This is a genomic window from Bradyrhizobium sp. 27S5 (assembly GCF_037217225.1).
Taxonomy (GTDB): Bacteria; Pseudomonadota; Alphaproteobacteria; order Rhizobiales; family Xanthobacteraceae; genus Bradyrhizobium; species Bradyrhizobium septentrionale.
In genome coordinates this window covers 3,242,674-3,261,390 of sequence record NZ_CP147714.1, presented here as the reverse complement: position 1 = coordinate 3,261,390, position 18,717 = coordinate 3,242,674, and the positions used below count along the sequence as shown (strand labels likewise).

20 protein-coding genes are annotated in these 18,717 nt (G+C 65.5%); 5 read left to right on the top strand and 15 right to left on the bottom strand.

Annotated elements, in window-relative coordinates; genetic code table 11:
• Positions 1-100 precede the first annotated feature (100 nt).
• On the top strand, positions 101-544 hold the full coding sequence (locus WDM24_RS15120; protein ID WP_338699104.1) for a hypothetical protein: 444 nt from the start codon (positions 101-103) through the stop codon (positions 542-544).
• Positions 545-588: 44 nt separating this feature from the next.
• On the opposite strand, the gene WDM24_RS15115 is transcribed toward WDM24_RS15120, so the two are convergent.
• Both WDM24_RS15115 and WDM24_RS15110 read right to left on the bottom strand, forming a co-directional pair.
• Entirely contained in the window at positions 589-1,140 is a 552-nt protein-coding gene (locus WDM24_RS15115; RefSeq protein WP_338699102.1) for a DUF3617 domain-containing protein, read from the bottom strand.
• Between the two features lie 270 nt (positions 1,141-1,410).
• Positions 1,411-1,971, bottom strand: coding sequence for a DUF3617 family protein (locus WDM24_RS15110; RefSeq protein ID WP_338699100.1), 561 nt, complete (start codon positions 1,969-1,971; stop codon positions 1,411-1,413).
• Positions 1,972-2,351: 380 nt separating this feature from the next.
• On the opposite strand from WDM24_RS15110, the gene WDM24_RS15105 reads away from it, so the two are divergent.
• A complete protein-coding gene (locus tag WDM24_RS15105) occupies positions 2,352-2,726 on the top strand; it encodes a hypothetical protein (RefSeq protein ID WP_029080586.1) in 375 nt (124 codons plus the stop codon).
• Between the two features lie 65 nt (positions 2,727-2,791).
• Here WDM24_RS15105 and WDM24_RS15100 read toward each other — a convergent pair whose 3' ends face one another.
• From WDM24_RS15100 to WDM24_RS15080, 5 genes are all read right to left on the bottom strand, one after another.
• A complete protein-coding gene (locus WDM24_RS15100) occupies positions 2,792-3,052 on the bottom strand; it encodes a hypothetical protein (RefSeq protein ID WP_166204015.1) in 261 nt (86 codons plus the stop codon).
• Positions 3,053-3,146: 94 nt separating this feature from the next.
• On the bottom strand, positions 3,147-3,917 hold the full coding sequence (locus WDM24_RS15095) for an SDR family NAD(P)-dependent oxidoreductase (RefSeq protein ID WP_338699096.1): 771 nt from the start codon (positions 3,915-3,917) through the stop codon (positions 3,147-3,149).
• Positions 3,918-3,970: 53 nt separating this feature from the next.
• Entirely contained in the window at positions 3,971-4,768 is a 798-nt protein-coding gene (locus WDM24_RS15090; protein ID WP_338831725.1) for an SDR family oxidoreductase, read from the bottom strand.
• A complete protein-coding gene (locus tag WDM24_RS15085; RefSeq protein ID WP_338699092.1) occupies positions 4,768-6,156 on the bottom strand; it encodes a transaminase in 1,389 nt (462 codons plus the stop codon). The genes WDM24_RS15090 and WDM24_RS15085 overlap by 1 nt, the downstream gene beginning before the upstream one ends.
• Positions 6,153-7,637 (bottom strand): aldehyde dehydrogenase, encoded by a 1,485-nt coding sequence (locus tag WDM24_RS15080; protein ID WP_338699090.1) that lies wholly within the window; start codon positions 7,635-7,637, stop codon positions 6,153-6,155. The genes WDM24_RS15085 and WDM24_RS15080 overlap by 4 nt, the downstream gene beginning before the upstream one ends.
• 213 nt (positions 7,638-7,850) lie before the next feature.
• On the opposite strand from WDM24_RS15080, the gene WDM24_RS15075 reads away from it, so the two are divergent.
• From WDM24_RS15075 to WDM24_RS15065, 3 genes are all read left to right on the top strand, one after another.
• Positions 7,851-9,113, top strand: coding sequence for a Tm-1-like ATP-binding domain-containing protein (locus tag WDM24_RS15075; protein ID WP_338699088.1), 1,263 nt, complete (start codon positions 7,851-7,853; stop codon positions 9,111-9,113).
• Positions 9,110-9,775 (top strand): HAD-IA family hydrolase, encoded by a 666-nt coding sequence (locus WDM24_RS15070; protein WP_338699086.1) that lies wholly within the window; start codon positions 9,110-9,112, stop codon positions 9,773-9,775. The genes WDM24_RS15075 and WDM24_RS15070 overlap by 4 nt, the downstream gene beginning before the upstream one ends.
• Before the next feature lie 119 nt (positions 9,776-9,894).
• Positions 9,895-11,247 carry an aminotransferase class III-fold pyridoxal phosphate-dependent enzyme gene (locus WDM24_RS15065; RefSeq protein WP_338699084.1) on the top strand — a complete coding sequence of 451 codons (1,353 nt, stop codon included), beginning with the start codon at positions 9,895-9,897 and terminating at the stop codon, positions 11,245-11,247.
• Here WDM24_RS15065 and WDM24_RS15060 read toward each other — a convergent pair.
• The 8 genes from WDM24_RS15060 to WDM24_RS15025 all read right to left on the bottom strand — a co-directional run bounded on the left by WDM24_RS15060 (position 11,233) and on the right by WDM24_RS15025 (position 18,688).
• Positions 11,233-11,538, bottom strand: a complete 306-nt coding sequence (locus tag WDM24_RS15060; protein ID WP_338699082.1) for a hypothetical protein — start codon at positions 11,536-11,538, stop codon at positions 11,233-11,235. The two genes, WDM24_RS15065 and WDM24_RS15060, sit on opposite strands and share 15 nt — an antisense overlap.
• An 8-nt stretch (positions 11,539-11,546) precedes the next feature.
• Positions 11,547-13,571: a tyramine oxidase gene (locus WDM24_RS15055; protein WP_338699080.1), complete on the bottom strand. Its 2,025-nt coding sequence runs from the start codon at positions 13,569-13,571 to the stop codon at positions 11,547-11,549.
• Positions 13,572-13,631: 60 nt separating this feature from the next.
• Complete coding sequence (locus WDM24_RS15050; protein WP_338699078.1) at positions 13,632-14,651, bottom strand: branched-chain amino acid ABC transporter permease; 1,020 nt, start codon at positions 14,649-14,651, stop codon at positions 13,632-13,634.
• Positions 14,652-14,656: 5 nt separating this feature from the next.
• A complete protein-coding gene (locus WDM24_RS15045; protein WP_338699076.1) occupies positions 14,657-15,523 on the bottom strand; it encodes a branched-chain amino acid ABC transporter permease in 867 nt (288 codons plus the stop codon).
• Positions 15,524-15,537: 14 nt separating this feature from the next.
• Positions 15,538-16,236 carry an ABC transporter ATP-binding protein gene (locus WDM24_RS15040; protein WP_338699074.1) on the bottom strand — a complete coding sequence of 233 codons (699 nt, stop codon included), beginning with the start codon at positions 16,234-16,236 and terminating at the stop codon, positions 15,538-15,540.
• Positions 16,223-16,954 carry an ABC transporter ATP-binding protein gene (locus tag WDM24_RS15035; protein ID WP_338699072.1) on the bottom strand — a complete coding sequence of 244 codons (732 nt, stop codon included), beginning with the start codon at positions 16,952-16,954 and terminating at the stop codon, positions 16,223-16,225. Before WDM24_RS15035 ends, WDM24_RS15040 begins: the two co-directional genes overlap by 14 nt.
• A 1-nt stretch (position 16,955) precedes the next feature.
• The gene (locus WDM24_RS15030) at positions 16,956-18,269 is read right to left on the bottom strand and encodes an ABC transporter substrate-binding protein (protein ID WP_338699070.1); all 1,314 of its coding nucleotides are present in this window, start codon (positions 18,267-18,269) and stop codon (positions 16,956-16,958) included.
• Positions 18,270-18,361: 92 nt separating this feature from the next.
• Positions 18,362-18,688, bottom strand: a complete 327-nt coding sequence (locus WDM24_RS15025) for a GTP-binding protein (protein WP_338831724.1) — start codon at positions 18,686-18,688, stop codon at positions 18,362-18,364.
• Positions 18,689-18,717: the final 29 nt, after the last annotated feature.

Here is an 18,717-nt window from a genome sequence, read left to right as displayed (position 1 = left end):
AGGTCGAAGCTGGAAGAACAACGGCTTAGCCGTTTTGACTTGGCCGAAAGGCAGTATTTGCCCGGCCCTGTTCGTCCTTGCCGGCGATGTGGAGCGGTCGATGCGGGTGATTCTTCTTCAGGCTTGTGTCGCTGTCTTGATTTGGGGCTGTTTCGGCGCGGCGGCCGCGCAAGCCCCGGCACAACCGGTCCCGCAGGAGAGCACGGTCGAACGCCAGGTTCGGGCCCTGGCCAACCGGGACACCCAGATTGGCCTCTATCTTAACGTGTTACCTGATTGCACGTCGGGGCCGCTGCCGACCATCCGCCTGGTCACTCCGCCGGCTGCCGGAAAGGTTGTGGTGAAGTCGGCGAAGGCGAAAGCCACGAACTACAAGGCCTGCCTGGCGCTCGAGGTGCCCGCCTATGTCGCCTTCTACAAGGCGCCGCCGGAATTCCTCGGCGATGACGCCCTGACCATCGAGGTCAAGTATCAGGGCGGCCGAACCGAAATTCAGAAGATCACCGTCAAGGTCAGTGCACCAGGCGGGCAGCAGAAGATCTGATGGTGCAGCGGGCGATCGGATCCTGCTCGCGCAGACCAATTGCGTTAGAGCGGCTCGCCTTCGCCTGAGTCCTGCTGCAGCACCTCGCCCGGTTCGGCGGCCGGCTGGCCGAGCGAAGCCCGGTCCTCGTGGCAATCGCTGATCCGGCGGGCAACCACCCGGTCGGTCCGCGGCGCCTGACCAACGTTGGTCTGGTTGACCTCGGTATAGGCCTCGTCGCTGAGAACCGTGATGACGGTGCTGACCGGCCCCAGATAGTCGCATCTGTTGGAGAAGACGTATTTGTTGTTGATCTTCTCCGGCCGCGAAGAGTGGCAATTTCCAACTGATGGAGATGAGAAGGTCGCCTTCATCGCCTGGGTTGGATCGACACAGCGCGTCATTTCGCGCTCGAGCAGCTTTTGCCGGACGTTCGAGGACGTGGCGATCTCCAGCGTCCGCACGAAGCGCCACATCCCTTTTCGGAAGGTCGGTCCGCTGAATCCCTCCTCCGCCACGGCGCCCGAGGGCGCGAGCAAGGACACGGAAAGCGCGGTCACGACGCCAAGCGTGGATGCGAAGACCTTCGACGGCCCGAAGCCCTCACGCGATGTCATTTGTTGAGTCCCTATCGGCCGCACGATGCGGATCGCGTGACTTCACTTGAAGCGGCACGCCCAACCTCACATCATTCAGGAGCATCTCGTGTTAAGACCCCGTAAATGCTTAGCCTTTGCTCAAAGCTCTCCCGAGCTCTTGCACCAAATACGGTGAATGCCGGGTTGCTTTCAGGCCGAGGCAGCTTCGGCTCGAAAAGAATCGCCGCGTCTGCGCCGTAGTGGACGAACGGACGCCTCGTCCGCCACCACCTGCCGTCTGATTGCCAGCTAGTGCTGCAAAGCCGCCGCAGCGGATTTTTCAGGCTTGGCTGCGCTCCCGTCATCGCAATCGCCAATCCTCGTCGCGACCACCGTGTCGGTCCTGGGGTGCTCGCCGGTGCTGACCTCGTTCAGCTCGATATAGGCCTCGTCGCTACGCACGGTGATGACCGTGCTGACCGTGCCCATGTAATCGCAGCGGTGCCCGAAGGTGTATTGATTGCCGACCTTCTCCGGCTTGTCCGAAACGCAGCTTCCGACCGGTCCCGACGCAAAGGTCGCCTTCATGGCGTGGGTCGGGTCGACACAGCGCGTCGTTTCCGCGTTGACCACCCGATACTTGAAGTTCTTGTTGGCGGTCCTGGCGACATCGAGCGTTCGCACGAAGCGCCACAGGCCCTTGCGGAAGCTCGGGCCGGAAAAGGATTGATCGCCCTCGCCGGGCTGCACCGCCGCTGCCCGGCTGTTCGCCGGTTGAGGCGACGGCGTCTGTGCGTGCGCCATCAGGGATGGCAGCGAGGCGATCATCGCGATGAGGAGCGAACGTGCAATGCCACCACGGAAGTTCATTCCCACCCCCGATGTTCGTCCGAATGCATTCGTGATGCGGTCCGGTCAGCGCGTTCGACGCAGCCCCCGGAACACGGCTCAATACGTCACATCACTTGCAGACCAATTGTGGCCAGTAAAAGCACGTTAACGCTTCCCGACAGCTTCCAGCCGAATTCAGACTCACTGCAGCAAACCTGCAACACCTGACGCTCCGATCCCGCTGCAACGTGCCTTGGCGCGCCGCTTCGGGCGCAACACCAGGCCGCAAAGCGCACGGGCAGTCGACGGATGGGGCCGGACGAGCGCGGGACCGGTTTGACCTCTGAGGGTTTTTTTGCTCATTTGGCGTCAGATATTTTCTCAATTTACTTAGCCTATCGCTGGACGAGGGGGCACTGATGCGTATTCGGTTTTGCTACGCGGTCGCAGGCATCTTGGCTTTGAGTGCAGCGCTATCAGGCAATTCGGGGCCTGCGGCGGCTGCGGATCTCGGCTTGATCACGAAGGCACCGGTCGGCAGCTGCACCGAGATCGTGTTCACCTGCGAGAACGGCCATCAATATCCGCTGTGCCCACGCGCCGTGTCGGTCGAGGGCGAAGTGGTCACGGCCTCCCTGCTCACCGGCCGTGGCGGCGTCCATGTGCGGCACGTTCCGATGGGGGTCGGTTATCGCTATGCCGGTCGCGGCATCTGGCTGGACGGCTTCCGGGAAAACGCGCTGCTCAACTTCGGCAAGCACCACCAGGTGGCCTGCACCATCGCGCACTCGTAAGTGCACGTGCTCCGCGTTGCACCTCATGGCGTGACGCGGCGCGCTTCAGGCGGCCGAGCTGCTCCTCACCCCTTGGTGCGGAGCACGGCGCGCGACGATCGCGAGAACATGTAAGCCTTGGGATAGATGTAGACCGGGCAGCGATCCTGCCACTGGTACAGCTGCCAATTCCATTTCCAGCAGCCCGATTCGATCTGAGGCTCCTGCACGTAATCCAGCCGGTACGGCGGATCGCCAAACGGATAGTCGCCGGATCGCGCCGCCGTCGAGGACAGAACGACGATTGAAGCGGCTGCGGCAATGATCACGGAAAATGACTTTTGCATAACGCCCTCGATCGAATGACGTGACGGCGCGAGACTGCCAAATCCGCCGATTCATAGCAAGGTGCCGCCTGCCCGCGACAAGCCGCGCGACGTTCTAGACTGCGCGGTTCTGCGTCGGCGAGCGGCCGCCGCCATCGGCGACCAGCACCGCCCCGGTCACGAACGACGCCTCGTCGGAGGCGAGGAACAGGCAGCACGCGGCGATCTCGGCGGGCTCGGCCATCCGTCCCAGCGCGATCCGTCGTTCGACGCCGCGAAACTCGGCATCGGCGGTGGTGCCGTTCTGGTCCGCGAGCAGCTGCATCTCATAGGCGCTCATCGGCGTTCGCACCCAGCCCGGCGCCACGGCATTGGCGCGGATGCCGTCGGCACCGTGCGCGTAGGCCAGCGAGCGCGTATAGGCGACGACCGCCGCCTTGCTGGCCGCGTAGCTTGCGCTATCCGGGCTGGCATTGAACGCAGCAACCGAGGCGATGTTGACGATCGCGCCGCCGCGCTGCCGCAGCAGCGGCAGCGATGCGCGGCAGACCCGCATGGTCCCCGTGAGGTTGACGTCGAGCGTCCTCGCCCACACCTCGTCGGAGACGCTCGAGGGGCTATCCGGCACGATCAGGCCGGCGGCATTGACGACGATGTCGAGCCACGCGCCGCAGGCGGCGACGGCTTTGGCAATGTCGTCCGGCCGGGTGACGTCGCCATGGATCGCCTGCCCTCCGCATTCGGCCGCAGCGGCCTGAAGCTCGGCGTCGCCGAGGCCGAACAACACGACGCGCGCGCCGCTCAGTGCCAGCAGCACCGCCGTGGCCCGGCCGATCCCCGTGGCTGCGCCCGTCACCAGCGCCGTCTTTCCTTCCAGCCGCGGCATCAGAGCATGATCCGGAAAAGTGGAAGCCGGTTTTCCGAAAAGATCATGCTCATCTAGAGTCCCCACTGCCGTTCGACAGCAAATCCGGTCTCCGGCAGCGTCGAGCCGCCGTCGACGACGATGGTCTGCCCGGTGACGTATCTGGCCTCAGCGGAAGCGAGATAGAGCATCGCGCAGGCGATGTCGTCGGCGCTGCCCATGTGTCCCATCGGAATGAAGCGTTCGAGCTTCGCCTTGTTCTCCGGCACGCTCATGGTGCCGCGGCCCGGCTTTTCGATGAAGCCGGCCTCGACGCCATTGACGGTGATGCCGTCGCGCGCCAGCTCGAACGCGGCGCCTCGGATGAACGCGTTGACGCCGGCCTTCGCCGCCGAGTAATGCGCACCGCCGCCCATCGCAACGCGCGCCGACACTGACGATGTCACGAGGATGCGCCCGAAGCCGATCGCGCGCATATGTCGAATCGCGGCCTGTGCGAGCCAGATGCTGGCGTTCAGATTCAGCGCCAGCGTCTCGTCGAGCTTCGCTTCATCGAGCTCCTCAAGCGAGGCCCATGGGCAGTCGCCGGCATTGTGCACGACGATGTCGAGCCGGCCATGCTGGGCAGCGACGCCGTCGACCATCGTGCGCAAGCTGCTCCGGTCGAGCCTGTCGAACGGGACGCAATGCGCCGCCCGTCCATCAGCCGCCAGCTCGCGTGCCAGCGCCTCGGCCACCTCACGCGTCCGGTTGGCGATCACCACGGTCGCACCGGCCTGCGCGAGCCGCGTCACGATGGCGGCGCCGATCCCGCGGCCGCCGCCGGTGACGACGGCGACCCGGCCGTCGAGATTGAACGGAAGCGCCTGCATCAGATTGCTCCCGCCCCTCGCAGCAGATCGATGAACCGCGCGAAGGCCGCCGTGTGCCTGTCGACATCCCGCGCCGACGTCGCCGGACACATCAGCAACATGGTGTGGAACGGGGTGACCAGAATGCCCTCGTTCATGTAGAACGCATGCAGCAAGGTCTCGAGATCGGGCTGCCGGCTCGCAATGACGTCGGCGCCGCTGCGCGGCGGCCGTGGCATGAACATGATCTCGGCGCGCGCGCCGATCTGGGTAACGTGCCAGGGCAGACCGGCCGCGTCGATCAGCCCGCGGGCTTCCTGCGCAAGCCAGGTCGCGGTTCCGATCATCCGCTCGTAATTCGCAGGCGTCAGCACCTTCTCCAGCACCGCGCGCATGGTCGCAACCGTCAGCGCGTTGCCGGCGAGCGTGCCGCCGAACCCAAGATGCGCGGACTGCCGCTCGCGCGGATTGACGTGGGGGACGATTGTCCAGAGCCGCTCGGCTATGTCCTCGCTGAGACCGAACACGCCGGCGGGGATGCCCCCCGCGATCGCCTTGCCCGCGACGAAGATGTCGGGCTCGAGCCCGTGGCTCTCGGTATAGCCGCCCGGTCCGCACGACAATGTGTGGGTCTCGTCGATGATCAGGACGGTGCCGGCGCGGCGGGTCAGGTCGCGCAATGCGCTGTGGAAGCCGGGGTCGACCGGGATCATGCCGAAATTCGTCATCAGCGGCTCGGTCAGCACGCAGGCGATATCGCCTTGCGCAAGCGCCGCCTCCAGCGCAGCGACATCGTTGAACTCGACGACCCGGCTCACGGCGTCATGATCGATGCCGTTGGGGTGGATCATGTTGCGCAAGCCGACGCGGCCGTCGCGGATCTCGACATGCGCCTCCTCGACGCCGCCATGGTAGCAGCCGGAGAACACCAGCACCTTGCGCCAGCCGGTGATCATGCGCGAGATGCGGATCGCGGCGCGGTTGGCATCAGTCGCCGACGTCGTCAATGTCCAGTATTTCGGACCGAAGCGGCGCGACAGCTCCGCCCCGACCCAGAGGCTGTCCTCCGTCGGCAGCATCATGGTCGCGCCGCGCTTGAGCTGAGCCAGAGCGGCCTCCGTCACCGCCTCCGGCGCGTGTCCGCACATGCCGCCGGTGTCGCCGAGGCAGAAATCGACGTAGTCGCGTCCGTCGATATCCCTGATATGCGCGCCCTGCGCTTCCTCTGCATAGATCGGAAAACCGCCGGCCCAGCGCCGCATCCAGTGCGACGGGCCACCATAAAGATAGTGCTCCCTGCCTTGCTGCCAGGCCGCCGCCGATCGCGGATGCAGCGCCCGGAAGCGCTCCTGCTCGGCATCGAGCAATCGGTTCAGAACGCCGCTGCGCTCAGTCGTTGCAGTTGTCATAGCGCGATCCAGGCGGTCTTGAGGTCGGTATAGGCGTCGAGCGCGTGCAGCGACTTGTCACGTCCGAAGCCGGATTGCTTGAAGCCACCGAGCGGCACCGTGATGTCGGCGCCGCCATAGGTGTTGACGTGCACGACGCCGGCCTTGATGGCGCGCACCATGCGATGCGCCGTTGCCAGGCGGCTGGTCCACACCGCCGATGCAAGTCCATACGGCGTCGCATTGGCGAGCGTGATGGCATCTTCCTCGCCGTCGAACCGCGTGACTGACAGCACCGGGCCGAACACCTCCTCGCGCCAGACCTCCATCGACGGCGTCACCTCAGTGAGGATCGCGGGCGCCATAAAATTGCCGCCGCTCTCGGCGCGGATCTGCTCGCCGCCAATCAGCCGCTTCGCGCCCTGCTGTTCCGCGCGGGCAACGGCGTCCAGGTTCTTGCGCAGCTGCACCTTGCTCGCGACAGCACCGATATCCGAGGTCAGTTCGAGGGGATCGCCGACCCTGAGCTTTGTGGTGGCGGCGAGCAGCTCGTCCATGAAACGATCGTAGATCGAGGACTGCACCAGCAGCCGCGAGCCGGCCACGCAGACCTGGCCCGAGTTGCGGAAGATACCGTTCGCCGAGACCTTGGCCGCCAGCTTGATGTCGGGCACATCGGCAAAGACAATGTTGGGCGACTTGCCGCCGAGCTCGAGGTGGACGCGCTTGAGATTTGATCGCGCCGAGCATTCCAGCAGCCGCCGGCCAACCGCCCCCGAGCCGGTGAAGGCGAGCGCGTCGACATCCATATGCAGCGCGAGCGCCTCGCCGGCCGATGCGCCGCGGCCGGTGACGACGTTGAGCACGCCGTCCGGCAGACCCGCCTCCGTGGCGCGCTCGGCAAGCCGCAACAGCGTGAGCGACGCAAGCTCAGGCGGTTTGACCACGACCGAGTTTCCGGCGGCGAGCGCCGGGCCGATCTTCCATGCGCCGATCATCAGCGGGAAATTCCAGGGCACGATCACGCTGACGACACCAAGCGGCTCGCGATGCACCAGCCCGAGGACGTCACCTGAGGTCGGTGCGATCTCGCCATAGACCTTGTCGATCGCTTCGGCGTAGTAGCGGATGGTGCCCGCCGCCGACAGCGGTTCGGCCTTGTAGGCCATGCCGATCTCGGTGCCGTTGTCGCGCACGCCGAGCACCGCGATCTCGAGCGCGTGCTGTTCGATCAGATCGGCGAAGCGCAGCAGCACTTTCTTGCGTTGCGCCGGCGCCGCGCGCGACCATGCTCCGTGCTCGAACGCATCTCGGGCGCGTTTCACCGCACGGTCGATATCGGCTGCATCGCCATCGGCGATCGTGGTCAGCACCTGGCCGTCGATCGGCGACACGACGTCGAGCCGTGCCTCGCTGAGCGACGGCATCGGCCGGCCGCCGATAAAGAGGTGCTGGGCCGGAATGGCGGCCGACCGTAGTCGATCGATCTGGGCTTGCTGCATGCTAACCATTTGTGGTGACGGAGCGGCCCCTCGGCGGACCTGCTCACATGACGCAATCCTCGCCAAATCAAGGCTTTGCCAGCAATCAACCGATAGGTGGATGTCACGGCAGGCGCCGTCCCCATAGCGTGATCGCACGATGGCCGAGCGCTCCGCCTGCGCTATGCAAACCGGTTGTCACCCTCCCTTACGCCCGCCGGCGAGCCGAAGGTCATGTCCGAGATTACGCAGCCCCGCATTCTCCTGATCGGTACTGGAGACACCAAGGCCGACGAACTGCTGTTCATGAGCGAGTGCATCGCGCGTGCCGGCGGCCAAACCATCATGATGGACATCAGCGTGCTCGGCGATCCGCCGTACGAGGTGGCGCATGACAAGCATGCGGTGGCCGCCGCCGCAGAGACCACGATCGCGGCGATTGCCTCCAGCGGCGACGAGAACTCCGCGATGTCCCTGATGGCGGTTGGCGCCGCCAATCTGGCCCGCGAGCTCGCAGAGCGCGATTCCATCGACGGCGTGATCGCAATCGGCGGCACGATGGGAACCGACCTTGCGCTCGACGTCGCGCAGGCGCTGCCGCTCGGCCTACCGAAGCTGATCGTCTCGACCGTCGCCTTCTCGCATCTGATCCCGCCCGAGCGCGTCGCCGCCGATCTGATGATGATCCTGTGGGCCGGCGGCCTCTATGGCCTCAACGGCACCTGCACCGCCGTGCTGTCGCAGGCCTGCGGCGCGATCGTCGGCGCGGCGAAAAGCGCGATCAGGCCTGGCCGGGACCGGCCGGTCGTTGCGATCACCTCGCTTGGCAAGAGCTGCCTGCGCTACATGGTCGAGCTCAAGCCGCAGCTCGAACGGCGCGGTTACGAGGTCGTCGTCTTCCACACCACAGGCATGGGCGGTCGCGCCATGGAATCGATCGCCGCGCAAGGCGGCTTCGCCGCGGTGCTGGACCTCAGTCTGCAGGAGGTCGCCAACCAGCTCACCGGCTCGGTGGTCAATTCCGGCGCTGACAGGCTGGAGAATGCGGGCAGAGCCGGCATTCCGCAGATTGTCGCGCCCGGGGCGATCGACATGGTGGATTTCCCGGCATGGCTTGGCGTTCCGGACGAGCTGTCAGATCGTCCGTTCCACGCCCATAACCGGCTGCTTGCGTCGGCGACGTCGGGGTCCGCCGATCGCCGCCGGATCGCACAGGCGATTGCGGAGAAACTGTCCCGCGCCAGCGCACCGGTCGCCTTCGTGCTGCCGGCCGGCGGCATCCAGCAATGGGACCGCGAAGGCGAAGCCCTGCACGATCCGGATGCCCTCTCTGCCTTTGTCGAGGCGATGCGCTCGGCGGTCGAACCGCCGGTCGAGCTGCACGAGATCAAGGACCACATCAACAGCGCGGCATTCAATGAAACCGTGCTCGGCATCTTCGACCGCTGGGTCGCGACCGGCATTGTCCCACCCGGCCGCACCACGGTTGCCGCATGAGGCGGCCGCTCGCCCAGGCGCTGGTGCTCGACTTCGGCGGGGTGATCTCAAAAACCCTGTTCGAGACTCATGACCTGACCGAGCGCGCGCTCGGGCTCGCCCCCTGCACGCTGAAATGGCTCGGGCCGTTCGCGCCCGACAGCGATCCGCTCTGGACTTCCATGCAGCATGGCGAGATTTCGGAGCGCGACTATTGGCTGACCCGCAGCCGCGAGGTCGGGTGCATGCTCGGCGAAGACTGGCGCGACATGGAAACCTTCGTGAAACGTGCGCGCGGCGCCGATCCCGGCACCGTGATCCGCCCCGAGGCGGCGCGTGCGATCGACATCGCCGCCGACGCCGGATTCCGGCTCGCCATCCTCTCGAACGAGCTCGACCTGTTCTATGGCGAAGATTTTCGCAGCCGCCTTCCCATCCTCAAGCGTTTCGACACCATCGTCGACGCCACCCATACCGGGATCCTGAAACCCGACCCCCGCGCCTACCAAAGCGTGCTGGACGAATTGGCGCTGCAGGCGGAAGATTGCGTCTTCGTCGACGATCAGCGCCGCAACATCACGGGCGCCGCCGCATGCAACATGCGCACCGTGCTGTTCGACGTGCGCAGCCCGGCCGCGTCCTACAGCGAGGCGCTGCGGCATTTCGGGCTGCAATTCGACTAAAGCGTTTTCGAGCGAAGTGGGTACCGGTTCGCGTGAAGAAAACGCGTCAAGACTAGAGTCTGGAGCCCCGTTCCGATTCCATCGGAACGGAAACGGCTCCAGCCGGACAGAGAGCGATCATGCGCGACAGAAACTTCCTGGTTGAGAACAACGCCAAGCCGATCTGGCACCCGATGGCCCATCCCGCCGAGATGCGGGCGCAGCCGCCGCGGATCGTGATGAAGGGCGAAGACGTTGAAGTCACCGATATCGACGGCAAGACCGTGATCGATGCAGTCGGCGGCCTGTGGAACGTCAATCTCGGCTACAGCTGCGATCCGATCAAGCAGGCGATCGCGGACCAGCTCAGCGCCCTGCCGTATTATTCGGGCTTCCGCGGCACCTCGAGCGGTCCCGCGATCGAGCTCGCCTACGAGCTCACCGAATGGTTCAAGCCGGAGGGCATGGTGCGCGCCTTCTTCACCTCGGGCGGATCGGACTCGGTCGAGACGGCGCTGCGGCTGGCGCGGCAATACTGGAAGATCAAGGGCCAGGCCGACCGCAGCAAGTTCCTGGCGCTGAAGAAGGGCTATCACGGCACCCATTTCGGCGGCGCCTCCGTCAACGGCAATACCAATTTCCGCCGCAACTATGAGCCGATGCTGCCGGGCGTGTTCCACATTCCCGCGCCGTCGACCTATCGCAATCCCTTCAACGAGACCGATCCCGCAAAACTCGCGCAGCTCTGCGCGGCGGCGATGGAGGAGGAGATCACATTCCAGAGCGCCGACACCATCGCTGCCTTTATCATGGAGCCGGTGCTCGGCGCCGGCGGCGTGATCGTGCCGCCGGACAGTTTTATGAAGCTGGCGCGCGAGATCTGCGACCGTCACGGCATCCTGATGATCGCGGACGAGGTCGTCACCGGCTTCGGCCGCACCGGCGCGTGGTCGGGCTCGCGACTGTGGGGCGTGAAGCCCGACATGATGACGATGGCCAAGGCGATCACCTCGGGCTATTTCCCGCTCGGCGCGACGCTGATCGGCGAACAGATCGCGGAGACCTTCGAGGCCGACACAAGCACGTTCGGCTCGATCGGCCATGGCTACACCTATTCGGGCCATCCGGTCGGCTGCGCCGCGGGCCTTGCGGCGCTGGCCGAGACGCGCCGTCTCAGGCTCGACGAGAATGCCGCGGCGCGCGGCAAGGAACTCGCCTCCGCGCTGGCGCAGCTCAAGGCCAAACATCCCCTGGTCGGCGACGTCAGGGGCAAGGGCCTGATGGCCGCGCTCGAATTGGTGGCCGATCGCGCCAGCAAGAAGCCCGCGGACAAGAAGACGATGGCGAAGGTCGCCGACAGTGCCTACGAGGCCGGCGTGATGCTGCGCGTCTCCGGCAACAACCTGATCCTGTCGCCGCCCCTCATTCTCACCACAGCCGACGTGTCCCGGATCGCCGAGGGGATCGACGCCGGCCTCTCAGCGGCCGGCTGACAGCGCACTGACACAGGCCATGGCGCGCTCGAACGGCGCGCCGTCCTTCTCATTGTGATCAAGGCAATCGGCCAGCGATGCCGCGGACATGCGCTGGTCGGTGCAGAAGATCCGCATGAAGTCGGCCGCCAGCGCGACCTTGCGCGGGGCGGATTGCCGCTCCCAGTCGTTGCTGCTCAGATAGAGCAAGGATGCATCATCAGCGCTGCTTTCGGCCGCTGCGCCGCGCGCGGCCGACTGTGCCGCCAACAACGCCAGCACGGCGCCGGCGACCACAGCGATGCGATCCACACGCCCGCTCATTTCGTACCTTTGGTCGTGTCCTTGGCCTCGACCGCCGGCGGCACGTCGAGCGCCGGATTGCGATCGAAGAAGTTGAACGGACGCAGCCGGAAGCCGTGCCACAGGCCGGGCATCACGGGCCAATCCTCGGCGCGCGGCACGTGGCGGAAGCCGACCGTGTACCACAGCACGAGGTCGCGGTCCTCGATCGGCCGCTTCGCCGCGGTCCATTTCGGCAGGCCATCGACATCCGCATTTCCGTTCGGATACATGCCCGCCGCGTATCGCTCGTCCTTGGCGTAGGCCGAACTCCACAGCGTGTAGGCGCTGAAGCCTGCGCGGAGCTGGATCGGATCGTCATTGGCGAGCAATGAGACGTCGGAGTGACCGGGCATCAGCTGATAGCTGGTGCGATATCCCTGTTTGTTGGTCTTGCCCGTGCTCTCGACCCTGAACTGCGCCGCGTTCAGCGGCATCGTGATCGGCCCCTCGGTCGCGACCGGCTTGCTCTCGACCTGCCAGAGGCTCTTGCGCTGGCCCTGCTCCAGCCGCCGGACGCTGAAGCGATCCTCGACCAGCCGGTTCGGGGTGCCGTCGACGTCCATGTCGATCCGGAACGTCATGTAGTGATCGTGATTGACCGCAAGCAGCCGCTCGTCGATCAGCGTTCCATAGGCTGTATCCTGCGCGGCCGTCGGGTCGCTCAGGTTGCGGCTCGCCACGCCCTTGGTTGCATCGATGCCGTAAGCGCCGAGTCTCACGTCGATGTTGCCGGCGCGGTCGAACACATAATCCACCAGATAATCGTAGTTCCCGACCACCGGCGCCATCCGCACCACCAGCTCGTTGTTCGGCCGCACCTCGGCGGTATTGTTGATCAGCTCGCTGTGGCGCCAAATCGGATCGCCGGTCGGGCGCTCGAAGATGCAGACCGCTCCCTTGGAGACCACAGGCATGCCCTTGGTGTCCGAGATCGTCAGGTCGAGGAAATGCGCGCCTTCGGGGCAGTCGGCACCGGGCTGCAATTCGCTGGAGAGCACGCCAAAACCGTATTCGCCGATATCCATGTAGGCGCGGAACGACCAGGTCTCGGCCGGATCCATGTAGGGCACGAACATCTCGCTCGCCGAGATCTGGTAGGCGATGTCGCGCAACGTGCCGTGATCGTCGTAGCGGATCAGCGACAGCACCGCGCCGACGCGCGGCTCGAGCCGGACATGGAACGACCAGTTGTCCCAGCGCACCTGGCCGCTCTCCACTTTCACGTTGCTGCCCTGGGGCGCTGTGATTTCGATCGGCTTCGGCGGCTTGCGATATTTTCCGGAGTCGGCATAGGCGTGCGACGGCGTCTGCGGCGGCGGTGGCACCACGCCGAGATCGGTCACCGACAGAACCGTCTTGCTCTTGAGATCGACCTGGGCGAACAGGTTCTCGATCGGCTTGCCCCAGAGATTGTTGGCGGCGCCCGAGGTATCGACGCAGGGAACGTTGAGCAGGCGGCGGCCTTTCATGGCGGGATCGGTCACCGGACCGACCGTCAGCGGCAGGCACAGCACGTTGCGGAAATCGGTGATGCCGCGCTTCGCCATCGCGGCGACCCAGCGCGGGTCCTGCTTCGGCAAATCGCCGGCGGACATCAGTTCGTCGATCGTCAGCGCGGCCTCATGATCCCTGACCTCGTCCCAGCCGAGCAGGCTCCGCGCGGCGAGATCGATGTGCGCTTCATAGAGATGCCCGCCGCTCAGCAGCGTCGCGACGGCACGGCGCGCGAACGGCTGTCCGGGCCGCCACGCCCGCACCTCGTCCTTGGGATCCTCCTCAATCGTCATCGAGACGACGCGGGTGGCGTCGTCGAACTTGCCGGCAGCGCGGAGGATGTCGGAGACGGAGCGGATCTCGTCCGTGGTGAGCCCGTCCATCGGGTGCATGGCGGCGACCTGCGGCCACATTCGGCGCTCGGCCCGCGCGGGCGGCGGCGCCGCCAGCGTCACCGCAACCAGACCGGCCAATGCCCATCCGCCAACCCGCGATATCAGCGCCATTGCGCCCTCTCCTCAAAACTGGAGCCGCCAGAATACAAGCAACGGCGACGGCGTGAAGCCTTATCCAGCCACCTGCTCCGAAGGCCCCGGCTCGATCGCGGCCCCGGCGGGGCGCGGCGAGGTGCGGTGCACGTCCAGCAACCGCACGCCGAGGCGGTCGCGCAGGACCGGCCAGATGCCGCGCGGCGCCACCATCATCACGACAACGGCGATGATGCCGAGCCCGACCAGATACCAGCCGCCGGACAGTCCGAGCGGTCCGGTCATCAATTCGCGCAGGCCGAAGAAGATGATGACGCCCAGGATCGGCCCTTCCAGGGTTCCGATGCCGCCGATGATCACGATGAACATCATGTAGACCGACCAGTTGACGTCGAATGCCGCGAGCGGCGCGATGAACAGATTGCCCATGAAGCTCAACGCACCGGCCAGTCCGCATCCGGCCGCCGAGAGCACGAAGGCAACGAAGCGGTTGTGCCGGACGTCGACGCCGACGCTCATCGCCGCGAGATCATTGTCGCGCACGCTCATCAGCCCGAGCCCGAAGCTCGAGGTCATCAACCGGTACAGCGCTCCGATGGTCAGAAGCGTCAGACCGCCCGCGAGCCAGAACAGGGTCGGCTCGAACCAGTCGAAATCGATCAGCTTGCTGGTGGCGAGCGGCAGCCCGGAGGTGCCGCCGACCGCCTGCGATTTCATGGTGAAGGCGCCGATGATCTCGGCGAACACCCACATCGCGATCGAGAAATAGGCGTCGCGCAGCCGGAACAGCGGAAAGGCGATGATGGCGGAGACCGCAGCGGCGACCAGCGGCGCGATCGGCAGGACCCAGATCGGCGTCACCCCGAGCCAGCTAGATGTCAGGAACAGCGCGTAGGCGCCGAAGGCGATGAAGACTTGGTGGCCGAGCGACACCAGCCCGGCATAGCCCGCCAGCAGGTTCCACATCTGCGCCATGGTCAGCAGCAGCAGGCACTCGGTCGCGAGCCGCAGAACGCCTTCGTTCAGCACGAAGGGGGCACCAGCGATCACCGCGACGAGAGCGACGGCGCTGGCCAGCAGAATGGTCCGTGTCGGCATCGGGATCATACCCTGCTCGACACCAGGCCCGACGGCCGGATCAGCAGCATGATGAAGAACAACAGATGCGCATAGAGCAGCCCCGCATTTGGATCGATCTTCAGCCCGATCAATTGCGCCATGCCGAGCGCGACGCCGCCCAGCAGCGCGCCCCAGAACGAGCCGAGCCCGCCGAGCACCACGACCTCGAACGCGATCAGGAGGCGTTCGGCGCCGGAGAACGGCGTGAAGCTCGAACGCACCGCGAGCAGCACGCCACCGATCGCGCCGAGCGCCAGCGACAGGCCCATCACATAATTGTAGACCCGGTCGGGCTTCACCCCGGACAGCCGGACGATGTCGCGGCGGTCGGCGGTGGCGCGCACGATCCGCCCGAACTCGGTATGGCGCAGGATTAGCTGCAGCGTCATGAACAGCAGTGCGGCGAGCACCAGCGTCAGCAGCGGCATGATTCCGATATTGAGGCCGGCGATTTCGAGGCTGGCGCGGGAGAGTTCGCCGACCTGCAGGCTGCGCACGTCGGCGCCGAACACCTCGACCATCACGTTGCGAAGGATCACCGAGACGCCGAAGGTCAGGAGCAACGGCGACAGCGGATCGGGCGAGGTCACGACGCGGTTGACGATGACAGCCTGGTAGAGCCATCCAACGCCGAACGACAGCGCGATCACCGGGATCAGCATCAACAGCGGCGGGACCTGCGGAAACAGATTGGCGAGCAGCACGGCGCAGAACGCACTCAGCACCATGAACTCGCCGTGCGCGATGTTGACGACACGCATCACGCCGAACACCAAGGCGAGGCCGATGCCGAGCAGCGCGTAGAGCCCGCCCAGCAAGGCACCGTTGATCAATGTCTCAACCCAGATCATGTTTCATCAGTCTTCTAGTTGCCGAAATAGGCATGCGTCAGCTGTTCGGGCTGCAGTCCCTGCGCCGGGCCGGTCAGCGACACCCGCCCCTTCAACAGGCAATAGATCCGTTCCGACGCCGCGAGCGCGCGGTTGACGTCCTGCTCGACGAGCACGACGGCAGTGCCCTCGCCGCGAATGTCGGCAAACGAGCGATAGATCTGCTCGACCATCACAGGCGCGAGCCCGAGCGAAATCTCGTCGCACAACAGCAGCCGCGGGTTCGACATCAGCGCGCGGCCGATCGCGGCCATCTGCTGCTGGCCGCCGGAGAGCTGGCCGGGAAACATCCGCCGCCGCTCCTCTAGGATCGGGAACAGGTCGAACACCCGCCGCAGCGTCCAGCTGCCCTTGCGCCGGTTCACCGTGCCCATCAGGAGGTTCTCCTCGATGGTCAGCGAGTCGAACAAGAGCCGGCCCTCGGGCACCATGATGAGCCCGAGCCGCGAGACGTCCTCGGCCGGCATCTGCGAGATATCGACGCCGTCGAAATGCACCGAGCCCTTGCGTTCGTCATTCAAGCCGACCAGCGCCTTCAGGAACGTCGACTTGCCGGCGCCATTGGCGCCGACCAGCGCCACCGCCTCGCCGTCGGCGACGGTGAAGTTCATGTCGAACACAGCCTGGAGATCGCCGTAGAAGATCTGCAGGCCGTCCACGTCAAGCAACGCCATCAGCCTTCAATCCCATGTAGATTTCGCGCACCACCGCACTGTCCATGACATCGGCCGGCCGGCCCTCCAGAACCTTGCGGCCGAAATCGAGCACCAGGATGCGATCCGACACCGCGCGCAAGGCGTGCGGAATGTGCTCGATCCAGATCATGGCATGATCTGCTTTCACCGATTGGATGATCGCGACAAGGCGCTCGACCTCGGGCTCGGTCAAGCCGGCGGCGATCTCGTCGAGCAGGATCAGCTTCGGCTTCGAGGCCAGCGCCTTGGCAAATTCCAGCCGCTTGCGGTCGATCAGCGGCAGCGCGCCCGCAAGCTTGTCCGCCTTGGCGTCGAGCCCGGTCCGCTGCAACACCTGCATCGTCCAGGCGCAGGCTGCATCGCCATGCAGGCCGGCGCCGTAGGACGCAGCCACCAGCGCGTTCTCATAGACCGACAGATGCGGAAACGGCTGCGGGATCTGGAACGCCCGCCCGAGCCCCATCCGCGCCCTCCGGTGCGGCGGCAGCCCGGTGATGTCAGCGCCATCGAGCATGATCGAGCCGCCGTCGGCCGCAAGCAGGCCGACGATCAGGTTGAGCAGCGAGCTCTTGCCGGCGCCGTTCGGGCCGATCACGCCGAGACATTCGCCGCGCGCCAGCTCGAAGCTGACCCCGTCGGCGACCACGATCTCGCCGAAGCGCTTCGACAGCCCGCTGACGCGCAGAAGCGGTGCCATCTCAGGCCAGCTTGGAGAGCAGCGCGAGATCGGCCTGCTTCGGGATGAACGGCGCGGTGCCGTTGTGCACGATCAGCAGTTCGTATTTCGATTTGCCGCCCTTGGTCTTGCGCCACTGCCCGCCCGACAGCGAGGTCACCGCGACGCTCTTGATCGGGCTGTCCTTGAACTTGACCCGGCCGACGACGGTCTCCATGTCGAGGCCGGCGATCGCATCGCGCAGCGAGTTCTTGTCCTTGGGATCGCTGTTCTGCAGCGCCGCCAGCGCGACCTCCCAGAGCGCGTGGGCATAGCCGATCGGCTGGGTCCATTGCTTGCCGGTGGTCTTCTCCCACTCCGCGGCGAGATCGCCGGCGCTCTGCCCGGTCAGCGACGACTTGAACGGATAGGCCGGCGTCCACCACACTTCGGTCGACATGCCGTCGCCGCGATCGCCGAGCGCATTCACCGCGCTCGGGAACAAAAAGGCCGCCGCCACCGTGCAGATCTGCGGCTTGAAGCCGGCCTGGGCCGCCTGATTCCACAGCGTCACCCAGTGATTGCCGTAGGTGAAGCCGGAGACGATATCGACGCCGTTGTTCTTGAACGCCGAGACCTGATTGGTGAAGTCGTCGGTCGCGATCTGGAATTTGCCGGCAGAGAATTCCTGATAGCCGGCCTGCGCGATGCCGCCGGGCAACCCGACCTTCGGATCGGAGAACGCCTGTCCGGCCGGGTTGTCGATATAGAGCGTGCCGACCTTCTTGTTGGTGTCGACCGATTGCCACATGCCGAGGAAGTTCTTGACGACGTCGTCGGCGCCCCAGAAGAAATGGAAGCTGTAGGGAAAGCCCTTGTCCGGCGTCGACTTGCGCGGGAACATCCAGCCCTGCCACGGCACCATGGTCGAGATCGAGGGGATCGACCGGGCGTCCGACAGCTCCTGCACCGGCGCCTGGGCGTCGCCGTCCTCGACCAGGATGAGATCGCATTTTTCGCGCAACACCAGTTCGCTCGCGACCACCGACGAACGGTTCGGATCGGACTGGTTGTCCTTGAACACGAATTCGATTTGATAGGTCTTGCCGCCGATCTTCAGGCCGTCCTTCACGCGCGCCTTGATGCGCTCGTGGATCCAGGTGTCGGGCTCGGCGAACGGCGCGCGGACGCCGGACAGGCATCCGACCCAGCCGATCTTGATCGTATTGCTCGCGGCGCGCGCGATATTGACCAGCGGCACGTTCATGGCAGACACGAGTCCGGAGGCGCCGGCCGCCTTCAACAATGTCCGCCGGTTGAGCCGGCCGGACGAGTTCGTCTTTGAATTCTCGGTCATGTCCCTCTCCCTGAAACAAACTCTGAAGTAAGCTGGCTTTCTTTGAGCATGATCTTTTCGGAAAACCGCTTCACACTTTTCCGGATCATGCTCTAGGCCGCCGATCGCTGGATCGCCGCGCGGCTCACGGCTGCGAATTTGCACAATGTGTTTTCGATGATCTGGCGCGGGATGCCGCGCACGATGAAGACGAGCCGCGAGCGCCGGTCGGTCGACGGCCAGCCGCCCAGCGTGATCGGCGGATGGAAGACATGCTGCACGCCATGCACCACAACAGGCGCATCGGGCTGTTCGGCGATATGCACGATGGCCTTGAAGCGCAGCAGGTCCTCACCTTTGAGCGCCGCGACATAGTCGAGCCAGCGCGCGAACGCGTCGCGCTGGATCGGCTCGTCGATAACAAGGCTGTAGGACGACACGCCTGCGTCGTGCGTGTGGTGGCTATGGT

What these genes read in the sequence shown, in the direction of transcription:
- WDM24_RS15120 (WP_338699104.1), top strand. Translation starts at nt 101, where the DNA reads ATGCGGGTGATTCTTCTTCAGGCTTGTGTCGCTGTCTTGATTTGGGGC.
- WDM24_RS15115 (WP_338699102.1), bottom strand. Translation starts at nt 1,140, where the DNA reads ATGACATCGCGTGAGGGCTTCGGGCCGTCGAAGGTCTTCGCATCCACG.
- WDM24_RS15110 (WP_338699100.1), bottom strand. Translation starts at nt 1,971, where the DNA reads ATGAACTTCCGTGGTGGCATTGCACGTTCGCTCCTCATCGCGATGATC.
- WDM24_RS15105 (WP_029080586.1), top strand. Translation starts at nt 2,352, where the DNA reads ATGCGTATTCGGTTTTGCTACGCGGTCGCAGGCATCTTGGCTTTGAGT.
- WDM24_RS15100 (WP_166204015.1), bottom strand. Translation starts at nt 3,052, where the DNA reads ATGCAAAAGTCATTTTCCGTGATCATTGCCGCAGCCGCTTCAATCGTC.
- WDM24_RS15095 (WP_338699096.1), bottom strand. Translation starts at nt 3,917, where the DNA reads ATGCCGCGGCTGGAAGGAAAGACGGCGCTGGTGACGGGCGCAGCCACG.
- WDM24_RS15090 (WP_338831725.1), bottom strand. Translation starts at nt 4,768, where the DNA reads ATGCAGGCGCTTCCGTTCAATCTCGACGGCCGGGTCGCCGTCGTCACC.
- WDM24_RS15085 (WP_338699092.1), bottom strand. Translation starts at nt 6,156, where the DNA reads ATGACAACTGCAACGACTGAGCGCAGCGGCGTTCTGAACCGATTGCTC.
- WDM24_RS15080 (WP_338699090.1), bottom strand. Translation starts at nt 7,637, where the DNA reads ATGCAGCAAGCCCAGATCGATCGACTACGGTCGGCCGCCATTCCGGCC.
- WDM24_RS15075 (WP_338699088.1), top strand. Translation starts at nt 7,851, where the DNA reads ATGTCCGAGATTACGCAGCCCCGCATTCTCCTGATCGGTACTGGAGAC.
- WDM24_RS15070 (WP_338699086.1), top strand. Translation starts at nt 9,110, where the DNA reads ATGAGGCGGCCGCTCGCCCAGGCGCTGGTGCTCGACTTCGGCGGGGTG.
- WDM24_RS15065 (WP_338699084.1), top strand. Translation starts at nt 9,895, where the DNA reads ATGCGCGACAGAAACTTCCTGGTTGAGAACAACGCCAAGCCGATCTGG.
- WDM24_RS15055 (WP_338699080.1), bottom strand. Translation starts at nt 13,571, where the DNA reads ATGGCGCTGATATCGCGGGTTGGCGGATGGGCATTGGCCGGTCTGGTT.
- WDM24_RS15050 (WP_338699078.1), bottom strand. Translation starts at nt 14,651, where the DNA reads ATGCCGACACGGACCATTCTGCTGGCCAGCGCCGTCGCTCTCGTCGCG.
- WDM24_RS15045 (WP_338699076.1), bottom strand. Translation starts at nt 15,523, where the DNA reads ATGATCTGGGTTGAGACATTGATCAACGGTGCCTTGCTGGGCGGGCTC.
- WDM24_RS15040 (WP_338699074.1), bottom strand. Translation starts at nt 16,236, where the DNA reads ATGGCGTTGCTTGACGTGGACGGCCTGCAGATCTTCTACGGCGATCTC.
- WDM24_RS15035 (WP_338699072.1), bottom strand. Translation starts at nt 16,954, where the DNA reads ATGGCACCGCTTCTGCGCGTCAGCGGGCTGTCGAAGCGCTTCGGCGAG.
- WDM24_RS15030 (WP_338699070.1), bottom strand. Translation starts at nt 18,269, where the DNA reads ATGACCGAGAATTCAAAGACGAACTCGTCCGGCCGGCTCAACCGGCGG.